At 76.8% G+C, this 7,023-nt stretch carries 5 protein-coding genes; 4 read left to right on the top strand and 1 reads right to left on the bottom strand.

The genetic code is table 11. The annotated features are described in order from the left end of the window. Positions 1–1,451 (bottom strand): DNA-3-methyladenine glycosylase 2 family protein (locus GWI24_RS37580; RefSeq protein ID WP_210950529.1); only part of this gene is annotated, 1,451 nt, incomplete at its 3' end. Between the two features lie 164 nt (positions 1,452–1,615). Here GWI24_RS37580 and GWI24_RS37575 point away from each other — a divergent pair. The 4 genes from GWI24_RS37575 to GWI24_RS46700 all read left to right on the top strand — a co-directional run. Next, positions 1,616–2,032: a CU044_2847 family protein gene (locus GWI24_RS37575; protein WP_247617436.1), complete on the top strand. Its 417-nt coding sequence runs from the start codon at positions 1,616–1,618 to the stop codon at positions 2,030–2,032. Between the two features lie 5 nt (positions 2,033–2,037). Beyond that, positions 2,038–4,284: a trypsin-like peptidase domain-containing protein gene (locus GWI24_RS37570; RefSeq protein WP_210950527.1), complete on the top strand. Its 2,247-nt coding sequence runs from the start codon at positions 2,038–2,040 to the stop codon at positions 4,282–4,284. Between the two features lie 105 nt (positions 4,285–4,389). Further along, a complete protein-coding gene (locus tag GWI24_RS37565) occupies positions 4,390–5,442 on the top strand; it encodes a MoxR family ATPase (RefSeq protein WP_247617435.1) in 1,053 nt (350 codons plus the stop codon). A 3-nt stretch (positions 5,443–5,445) separates the two neighbouring features. Then, a partial coding sequence (locus GWI24_RS46700) for an SAV_2336 N-terminal domain-related protein (RefSeq protein ID WP_308344219.1) occupies positions 5,446–7,023 on the top strand: 1,578 nt, incomplete at its 3' end.

Raw genomic sequence — 7,023 nt, 5'->3', positions numbered from 1 at the left:
GCGTGGGCGGCGTCCGTGGCCCATAGGTACTGGACGGCGTAGGCGCGCCAGGGGCGCCAGCGGGTCGAGTGGCGGGTGAGGGCGCCGGGCGTGGCGGGCAGGCCCAGATCGGCGGCGGCGCGGCGCACTCCGAGGTCGGTCGGGAGGAAGGCGTCCGGGTCGCCGAGGGCGCGCATCGCGATCACCTCGACGGTCCAGGGGCCGAGCCCCGGCAGCGCGCCGAGACTCGCGCGGGCCTCGTCCCAGTCGCTGCCGACGCCGAGCGCGACCCGGCCCTCGGCGAGCGCGCCGATCAGCCCGGTGAGGGTGGCGCGGCGGGTGCGGGGCATGGCCAGCTTCTCGGGGTCGAGCCCGGCGAGGGCCTGGACGGACGGGAAGAGGTGGGTCAGGCCGCCCGCCGGGTCCTCCACGGGCTCGCCGTGCGCCGTCACCAGGCGCCCGGCGTGGGTGCGGGCGGCAGCCGTGGACACCTGCTGTCCGAGCACCGCGCGCACCGCGAACTCGTCCGCGTCCACCGCACGCGGCACCCGCCGCCCCGGGGCCTTGTCGACCAGCGGGGCCAGTTGCAGATCCGTACGCAGCAGGTCGTCCACGGCGGCCGGGTCCGCGTCGAGGTCCAGCAGCCGCCGGCAGCGGCTGATCGCCCCGGCCAGGTCGCGCAGGTCGGCGAGGGAGAGCTGGCACGCGATGTGGTCCGGCCGGGGGCTGAGGGTGACCACCCCGGGCCCGTACGGCAGCCGCAGGGTGCGCCGGTACGCGCCGTCGCGCCACTCCTCGACGCCGGGGACGGCGGTGGCGGCCAGGTGCCCGAAGAGGTTGTCGGGGCACAGCGGCGCCCGGAACGGCAGCCGCAGCGTGAGCGCCCCCGGCACGCTGGTCCGCGGTCCGCGGCCGGCTCGCTGCCGCAGCTCGGTCGGGGAGAGCGCGAAGATCTCCCGTACGGTCTCGTTGAACGCGCGGACGCTGGCGAACCCGGCCGCGAAGGCGATGTCCGCCATCGGCAGCGCGCTGGTCTCGATCAGCAGCCGCGCGGTCTGCGCCCGCTGGGCCCTGGCGAGTGCGAGCGGGCCCGCGCCGAGCTCGGCGAGCAGCTGCCGCTCGATCTGCCGGGTGCTGTATCCCAGCCGGGCCGCCAGGCCCGGCACCCCGTCCCGGTCCACCACACCGTCGGCGATCAGCCGCATGGCACGGGCCACCAGATCCGCCCGCTCGTTCCACTGCGGCGAGCCGGGGACGGCGTCAGGACGGCACCGCTTGCAGGCCCGGAACCCGGCCTGCTGGGCGGCCGCGGCGCTGGGGTAGAACCGCATGTTCTCGGGCTTGGGCCCGACGACCGGGCAGCTCGGCCGGCAGTAGATCCCGGTGGTCACGACGGCGATGAAGAACCACCCGTCGAAGCGGGCGTCCTTGGCCTGTGCGGCGCGGAGGCACCGGTCGGTGTCGGTGTGCATGGGTCCAGCATCCGCCAGCGGGGTAGGGGCAGGCTCGCGGGAATCCGACATCGACCTTACGCGCTGGGGCGCCCGCGCCCCGTGGCCCCGCGCCTCGTCCCCCGTCCGTCGTTCCGGCGGCGTTTGGTGCGAAGGGGCAGACCGGAGGCCTGATGATCGGCATGATGAGGAATGTGACGGAACACCGTGAGATACCCCTGGCGGACGGCACGACCGTACGGCTGGAACTGGCCCCCGTGGGAGACGCCTCCCCCGAGGACGCCTACGGCGGCGTCGGCGGCGTGACACCGGTGGGGCGCGGTGCGCGGGCCGCGGCCACGCTCGCCAACGCCGGTCTGGGCGTCATCCTGCAAGGGCTGGGGCCGGTGCTCCAGGATGTGCACGACGCCGTCAGCTCGGCTCCGCATCCGCCCCAGGAGTTCACCGTGCAGTTCGGGGTGCAGGTCGGCCAGGACCTCAAACTCGGCATCGTGGGCGCCAACGGGAACGCCAACCTGACCATTTCGGCCACCTGGCGGCCGTCGGAGCGGCCCGAGCCGGCGGTGCCGCCGCGGCCGTCCCGGCCCGGCCTCGCGGGCTGAAGCCCATGGGGTGGTTCCACGCGCACGGGGTCTCGTCACGGCCCGCGGTGTCCATTCTCGCCAAGGCCGACGGAAGACCGGCGGGCGCGGGCGTCCTGCTGCCGCGCCGCCACCTGCTGACGTGCGCTCATGTGGTCAACAGCGCGCTGGGAAAGGACATGCTGGACCCGGATCACCCGGGCCCGATCGCCGTGTCCGTACGGCTCCACGGACCGGAGCACACCGTCGAGGCCCATGCCGAGCTGGCGGTCTGGATACCGCCCCGGACCGACGACGGCGGCCTGGGCGCCTTCGAGTGGAACGGCGACCTCGCCGTCCTGCGGCTGAACGTAAGCCCGCCGCCCGCGATCGAGCCGCCGCGCTGGCACCCGATGGCCAAGCGGCAGCTCGTACGGGCCTGGCACGGCAGCGGGGAGCCGGGGGTGTTCGCCGACGCCGAAGTGAGCGCGTGCGACGGGCGGTTCGGCTACTTCGACGGGGCCGAGCGCGCCCTGGACATCGAACCCGCCTACAGCGGCGGCCCGTTGTGGTCCAACGAGGAGGGCGCCGTCGTCGGGCTCGTGACGGCCAAGCTCCGCGTCCAGGGGACGCTGCGCCGCGCCTGGGGAATCCCCTGGCAGCGCGTGACGCGGGAGCTGGACGACGCCGGGGCGGGCCACTTGCTGCCCCGGCAGCCCGCGGAGGACGTGCGCGACCACCCCGCCTACGCGGAGCTCGTCGCCCTGCTGGACGGGCCGCTGACGCTGTCCGAGGGCTGGGTCCGCTGCTGCCGTACGGTCGCCCGGCAGTGCGGCCTCGGCCATCGCGCGGACGGCGTGCCCTCCGCCGAGGAGTTCGCCCATCTGCTGCTCACCCGGGGGCGTGCGCTGCCCGCGCTGGTCGAGGCGGTGCGCGGCACGGCGGGCCCGGTGGCCGACGACCTCCTCGCCATAGGACGCCGCTGCGGGCTGCCCAAGCTGCTCTCGCCGGGTGAGCACGAGCGGCTGCTGGTCCAGCTGCGCGCCCTGCCCGCGGCCGCCGCGGCCGGTGTCCCCGGGGCCGTACGGGCGGCACTGCCGCTGGCGGCCCTGCCCGCGGCGCTGCTCACCGGCGGTGACGGTCACCACGGCCGTGACCGGGACGGCGGCGGAGACGGCCTGGGCGGCGTCGGCGGCGGAGACGGCCTGGGCGGCGTCGGCGGCGGAGACGGCGTCGGCGGGCGGTTCGAGGCGCTGATCGCCCATGTGGAGGGGCTGCACGGGGACAGTTCGGCGGCCGACGACGGAGTCATGCCCGCCGTGCCGGGCCTGCTGCGGGCCGTGGAGTTCGTGGCCGCCGGATGCTGCCCGGCGGAGCAGCGCGCCGCGCTGCGGCGGTGGAACGCGGCGGTCGCCCGCCGTCTCGGTGTCCATGACGCCGCCCTGATGGACCGCCGCCACGACGCCGAGCAGTGGGCCCGGAGCGCCTCCCGGGGCACCGCGCCCCGCGTCGTGGCCAAGCTGGACCGCTGCGGGGCCGCACCGGGCGGCTCGCCGGTGGCGGCGCGGGAGGAGGAGCCGGAGCGCTACCGGCTGCGGCTGTGGTGCGACGACGGGGACGGGCTGCGCCAGGTGTCGGACGACAGCGAACGGCCGCGCGGTGCGCAGGAAGTGGCCCAGGAGATCTTCGCCGCCGTGGGCGCGCTGCGCCGCCCCGACCCCTCGGGGCCGCGGCCCGTCATCGAGCTGATCGTGGACCGGGACGCCCTGGAGGTGCCCGTGGACCGCTGGAAGGCCGCGGGGCCGGGAGCGGTGCTCCCCATCCGGCTCGGCACCCCGTACCCCCTGGTCGTCAACTGCCCCGAGCTGCGGGAGCTGAACGGCGGCACGATGCTGGACCAGTGGCGGGAGCGCTGGGCCCGGCTGGAGGCCGAGGAGCCCGTGCACATCGACGACGCCACGGCCCCGGACCCGGAGGCGGTGTGCGGTCTGCTCATGGAGCGGCTCACGGCCCGGGTCACCGTCGATGTGGCGGCCCACCGGCGCACCGGTGTGGTGCAGATGTGTCTGGCCGCGGGCGTTCCGGTGGTGCTGTGGGATCGCAGCGGGGAGCAGGGGTCCCCGGCCGTGCGCCACGCGGCGGGGGCGAGCACCCGTCAACTGCCCGAGGCCGTACGGACCTACCGCACGAAGACCCTGCAGCGGCCCGACGAGTACACCGGGCGGCCGGTGCTCGCCTGGGCCGATGCCGGGCGGGCGCTGCCACGGCTGGACCTTGTGGACCCCACGGAGTGACGGTGGGACGCGGTGACCGCGCGGCGCGGGGGCAGTGAGACATGGTGACGAGACGGCAGGAGGCGCGCGATGTCCGCTGAGGCGGGCCGAGAGGGAGGTTCCCCGATGAATCCACGGGAAGAGCCCGGCTGGCGGCTGTTCCGGGGGGACGGCGTGCCCCGGCACATGGAGATGCCACCCGCCCCGCCGTGGCGCCGCTTCGGCGCCGGGGAGCGGGCAGTCCCTGACGGGGAGCGGGCGGCCGCCGGCGGGGAGCAGGCAGCCCCCGGCGGGGAGCGGGCGGCCGCCGATGGGAACCGGACGCCGTCCGCTTCCGGTCCGGCGCGCCCGGCGCCGTATCTGATCGAGCCCGAGCACGCGGACGTGGTCAACGCGGCCCTCCATCTGCGGCGTCCGCTGCTCGTCACCGGCAGCCCGGGGACCGGCAAGTCCTCGCTCGCGCGGGCGATCTCGCATGAGATGGACCTGGGCGAGGTGCTGCGCTGGCCGGTCAACAGCCGTTCCACCGTGCAGGACGCGCTCTACCGCTACGACGCGATCGGGCGGCTGCGCGAGACGGCCCTGACGCGCGACCGTGGCGAGGCCGAGCCCGACATCGGCAGCTTCGTACGGCTCGGGCCGCTGGGCACCGCGCTGGTGCCGGGCGAACGCCCCCGGGTGCTGCTCGTCGACGAGCTCGACAAGGGCGATGTCGACCTGCCGAACGATCTGCTGACCGTCTTCGAGGAGGGCGAGTTCGAGATCCCCGAGCTGGCCCGGCTGCCGGAGGAGCAGTCGGTGGTGGAGGTGCTCACCGAGCGGGCGGGCGAGCGGGCCACGGTGCGGCGGGGCCGGCTGGTGTGCGAGGAGTTCCCGGTCGTGGTGATCACCAGCAACGGTGAGCGCGACTTCCCGCCCGCCTTCCTCCGCCGCTGTGTCCGGCTGGAGCTGCCCACCCCCGACGAGTCGCGGCTGCGGGCGATCGTCACCGCGCACCTGGGAGACGACGCGCTGGAGGAGGTCGATCAGCTGCTGGACGCCTTCCTCCGGCGCCGCGCGGCCCGCGAGCTGGCGACCGACCAGCTGCTGAACGCCGTGTTCCTGCGGGCGGGCGGCATGGACGTGACGGCGGACGGGCTGCTGGAAGCGGTGCTGCACCGGCTGGGCGGGGCGGTGTGACGCGTGGAGCGGGGGGACGCCGAGCGGGGCGGCGCCGGGCAGGGTGACGCCAGGCGCGGCGGCACCGGGCAGGGAGACACCACGCAGGGCCACGCCGAGCAGGGGGACGCCACGCAGGGCGACGCCAGGCGCGGCGGCACCGGGCAGGGAGACGCCACGCAGGGCGACGCCGAGCAGGGCGGCGCCGGGCAGGGCGACGCCGAGCAGGGCGGCACCGGGCAGGGCGACGCCAGGCGCGGCGGCACCGGGCAGGGAGACACCACGCAGGGCCACGCCGAGCAGGGGGACGCCACGCAGGACGACGCCAGGCGCGGCGGCACCGGGCAGGGGGACACCACGCAGGGCCACGCCGAGCAGGGGGACGCCACGCAGGACGACGCCAGGCGCGGCGGCACCGGGCAGGGGGACGCCACGCAGGGCCACGCCGGGCAGGGGGACGCCACGCAGGGCGACGCCAGGCGCGGCGGCACCGGGCAGGGGGACACCACGCAGGGCCACGCCGAGCAGGGGGACGCCAGGCGCGGCGGCACCGGGCGAGACCGCGCCGAGCAAGGCGACACCAGGCGGCTGGGACGGCTTGACGAGGCGATCGCGGTCCTCGCCTCCAGCGGTCTCGAGCTGTCCAGGGAGGAGCTGCTCGACGTGCTCTGGCTGGCCGGACGGCTGCCCGAGGACGGCGCGGAGCGGGCGCCCCTGGCCCGGGCGGTGACCCGCGGCGGGACGGCGCTGCCCGCCACGCGCCCCGAGCCCGTGTCCCGTCCCGCGGGTTCGGCCTCCACGGCCTCCCCGCCCGCGTCCGCTCAGCGGACCGACCGGCCGACCGCGCCCGCCCCTACCGCGCGGGCCGACGACGGCACGCCCGGCACCCGGCCGTCCGCCCCCGCCGAGGGGCGGCCGGACGACCCGCCTGAGCGGCGACCCGCCCGGGCCCCGCGCGGTGGCGATCAGCGGCTGCGGGGTCTGTACGGCGGCAGCCAGGGGCCCGGTGCGGAGGGCGTGGACGGTGCGGAGGGCGTGCTTCCGGACGTGCGGCGCGCGCTGCCGCTGCGCGTGCCCGAGGACAAGGCGCTGCATCAGGAGCTCTCCATCGGCCGCGCCCTGCGCCCGCTCAAACAGCACCGCCCCAATCCGCTCAAGCGGGAGTTCGACGAGGCCGCCACCGCCACGGCGCTCGCCGAGACCGGTCTGCCGGACGTGGTGACCCGCCCCGCCCGCGAACGCTGGCTCGATCTCGCGCTCGTCATCGACGACGGGATGTCGATGCTGCTGTGGCGGCGGCTCGCCGTCGAGCTGCGCACCGTACTGCAGCGCTCGGGCGCCTTCCGCGTCGTCCGGGTGCTGGGCCTGCACACGCGCGGCGGTGGCGCCCCCGCGCTGCGCGCCCGCCCCTACGCCCCGGAGGCGCCCCTGCTGCCCACGACGGCGCTGTCCGACCCCTCCGGGCACACGCTGGTGCTCGTGGTGAGCGACGGGGTGGGCGCGGCGTGGCGGGACGGGCGGATGGGCCAGGTGCTGGCGCGCTGGGCGGGGCTCGGCCCCACGGCGGTGGTGCACGCGCTGCCGCCACGGCTGTGGGAGGGC

The sequence above is a fragment of the Streptomyces sp. MK37H genome, from assembly GCF_018035285.1.
GTDB classification, from domain to species: Bacteria; Actinomycetota; Actinomycetes; order Streptomycetales; family Streptomycetaceae; genus Streptomyces; species Streptomyces endocoffeicus.
Note: the sequence above shows the minus strand (reverse complement) of the source record. Positions and strands in the feature narration are given on the sequence as shown.